The 1,545-nt window shown below is 54.1% G+C and carries 1 protein-coding gene; it reads right to left on the reverse strand.

Annotation, left to right across the window (positions count from 1 at the left end; all coding sequences use genetic code 11):
* Positions 1 to 102 precede the first annotated feature (102 nt).
* A complete protein-coding gene (locus tag ACT3RR_RS23045) occupies positions 103 to 894 on the reverse strand; it encodes a tyrosine-type recombinase/integrase (protein ID WP_353504344.1) in 792 nt (263 codons plus the stop codon).
* Positions 895 to 1,545: the final 651 nt, after the last annotated feature.

The raw sequence follows: 1,545 nt of genomic DNA on the forward strand, positions 1-1,545 counted from the left end.
ACGTTCATCCGTGCACTTCTTTGAAAAGCCTGTGTGACCAACATAAAAATTATTTATGCTAAAACGGTACCAATAGGGAGCCATATTTGTGCATTAAAGGTGTTATTTTTGCGTCAAAAAGGCACCTGAAATATGCGTTTCTTTCAGCAGGCTTACGGCCTGGGACTCCGGCATGCTGAAGGTGATCTGCTGGCTGGCCGCAATGTCTAACGCAAACACCCGCGTATACACTTCGGTACTTTCCGCTTTTTCATGGCCGAGTAATGCCTGCAGCACCTTCAGCGGCGTATGCTGATAGCAGTGGTGCATGGCGTAGCTGTGCCGAAATACGTGCGGCGTGACCGGCACTGAAAACGTGACGCCGTCACGCCTTGCCTCATCGACCGCCCGGGTTAACCAGTTTCTAACCGTTCTGTCGGTCGCCGTCCAGATGGGAAGCGGACGGCGCTCACCGGTTTGCGCATCGGTCTCAATCCTTTCGCGCGTGCTGGCGAACAGCCGGCGCAGCTCGTCCACAAACCCCGGATCGGATAAAGGCACCACGCGGTTTGCCGATTTCCCTTTAGCCGGACGGCCGGTGCCGGCGCGGCGTTGCTTGGCGGTGCGTATCACCACGTGCGGGTAATCGCCGTTAAGCCGGAAGTCGCGCCTTTTCAACGCCAGCACTTCATTGATCCGCCCGCCGGTGTTCCACAACGTGGAGACCAGGGCGTGCTGTGACCAGTCGGGCAAGTAGTGGAGCAGGGCGCTGACCTCCGGCAATAAAAGGTACCTTGGCAGGTCGGCATAGGCCATGGCCATCTGGCGAAGAGCCAGCGCGCGCCGGTGATCTTCGGGACGCACCATTAACATCGGTCGACGCTCCGGTCCCGGCAGCGTGGTCAACTCAGTCATCGGTTATCATCTCCTTCAAACAGAACCGCAAATGTCATCACGTGTGGCCAAAAACGGCTGAGATCGCGCTACGTAAAAAATAGCGCACTGACCCCCCGATCGGTTTTCAGAATTCACACAGCGCAATCTGCGCAAAATTATCCGCCGGCGGCGGCTAAGGTGACCATTTTCGCCCAGCGGCGGGGCGGATACCACGGCAAAAACTCGTGGACGTGATCGGTCATCTTTTCCGACTTATGGAATTATGCCATAAATCGGAATCAAATAATTTAGCGAGTTGCAAAGAGAGGATCCAAAAAGGATCCTTCACGTGCTGTATTTAGTGGCTAAAGAGGGTTGTGAACACCAGATGGTGGGGTTTAGGCCAAAAACCCGCCCGGGGGGCGCGGTTGCCGGTAATAGCAGAAAACGGAATGGGGTTGGTCCGGGGTGGCAAGTGGCTAGATTTCACAGAAGAGGGGGCTATTTCGGGAAGTGGGATTTTCTCATCATTTCATAGTCGGAATGCAGCTACGTGAATTCTGAAAACTTTCGGGGGGTATAAAGGCTGAATTTTTTAATCACCGCAATCTGCGTCACGATCTACCAGAATAAATACCGAAATGGCGTTCGGTCGTTTTATAGGGGGGCGCCTATACGGGAAAAACCTAA

The sequence above is a fragment of the Ewingella sp. AOP8-B2-18 genome (genome assembly GCF_052376015.1).
GTDB classification, from domain to species: Bacteria; Pseudomonadota; Gammaproteobacteria; order Enterobacterales; family Enterobacteriaceae; genus Ewingella; species Ewingella allii.